The 1,430-nt window shown below is 66.5% G+C and carries 2 protein-coding genes; both read left to right on the top strand.

Annotation, left to right across the window (positions count from 1 at the left end; all coding sequences use genetic code 11):
* On the top strand, positions 1-161 hold a 161-nt coding region (locus tag VA603_RS11275; RefSeq protein ID WP_323438898.1), incomplete at its 5' end, for a DUF485 domain-containing protein.
* Positions 162-199: 38 nt separating this feature from the next.
* Positions 200-1,430 (top strand): sodium:solute symporter family transporter (locus tag VA603_RS11270; RefSeq protein ID WP_425603693.1); only part of this gene is annotated, 1,231 nt, incomplete at its 3' end.

Here is a 1,430-nt window from a genome sequence, read left to right as displayed (position 1 = left end):
TCCTGGCCACGCCGATCGCCGCGGGCAAGATCACCACCGTGGGCATCCCGATCGCGCTGGGCCTGATGGTGTTCACCATCCTGATCACCGGCTTCTACGTGCGCCGCGCCAACAAGGACTTCGACCAGCTGACCCAGCAGATCGTGGAGGAAACCCGATGAGCCATTCCTTCCTGCGATCGGGCGCGCTGCTCGCGCTGATGGCAGCCAGCGGCGCCGCCCTGGCCGCCGGCGGCGACATCGGCCAGACCGTGCGCCAGCCGACCAACTGGACGGCGATCACCATGTTCGCCGTGTTCGTGCTGGCCACGCTCGGCATCACCAAGTGGGCGGCCAAGCGCACCCGTTCGGCATCGGACTTCTACACCGCCGGTGGCGGCATCACCGGCTTCCAGAATGGCCTGGCCATCGCCGGCGACTACATGTCCGCCGCCTCGTTCCTGGGCATCACCGCGGCGGTCATGGCCAATGGCTACGACGGCCTGATCTACGCGCTGGGCTTCCTGGTCGGCTGGCCGATCCTGACCTTCCTGATGGCCGAACGCCTGCGCAACCTGGGCCGCTTCACCTTCGCCGACGTGGCCGGCTACCGCTTCCAGCAGAAGCCGATCCGCATGTTCGCCGCCTCCGGCACGCTGGTGGTGGTGCTGTTCTACCTGATCGCGCAGATGGTCGGCGCCGGTGCGCTGATCAAGCTGCTGTTCGGCCTGGACTACTGGGTGGCCGTGGCGCTGGTCGGCGTGCTGATGATGGTCTACGTGCTGTTCGGCGGCATGACCGCCACCACCTGGGTGCAGATCATCAAGGCCTGCCTGCTGCTGTTCGGCGTGACCTTCATGGCGCTGATGGTGATGTGGAAGTTCAACTTCAGCTTCGAGGCGCTGTTCAGCGAAGCGGTGCGGGTGAAGACCCAGATCGCGGCCAATGGCGGCAAGAGCGCCGAGGAGGCGGCCAGTGCCGGCCTGGCGATCATGGGCCCGGGTGGCTTCGTGAAGGACCCGATCTCGGCGATCTCGTTCGGCATGGCGCTGATGTTCGGCACCGCCGGCCTGCCGCACATCCTGATGCGCTTCTTCACCGTCCCGGATGCGAAGCAGGCACGCAAGTCGGTGCTGTGGGCCACTACCTGGATCGGCTACTTCTACATCCTGATCTTCATCATCGGTTTCGGTGCGATCGCACTGGTGCTGACCAACCCCGAGTACGCCGACCCGGTGACCGGCACCATCCAGGGCGGTCCGAACATGGCGGCCGTGCTGGTCGGCAAGGCGGTGGGCGGCAACCTGTTCATGGGCTTCATCTCGGCGGTGGCCTTCGCCACCATCCTGGCGGTGGTGGCCGGCCTGACGTTGTCCGGTGCCTCGGCGGTGTCGCATGACCTGTACGCCACCGTGTTCAAGCAGGGCAACCCGCCGCCGGGTTCGGAGCTGC

It is taken from the genome of Stenotrophomonas capsici (assembly GCF_034961085.1).
GTDB lineage: Bacteria > Pseudomonadota > Gammaproteobacteria > Xanthomonadales > Xanthomonadaceae > Stenotrophomonas > Stenotrophomonas capsici.
The sequence above is the reverse complement of the archived record's forward strand: the minus strand, read 5'-3'. Positions and strand labels throughout refer to the sequence as shown.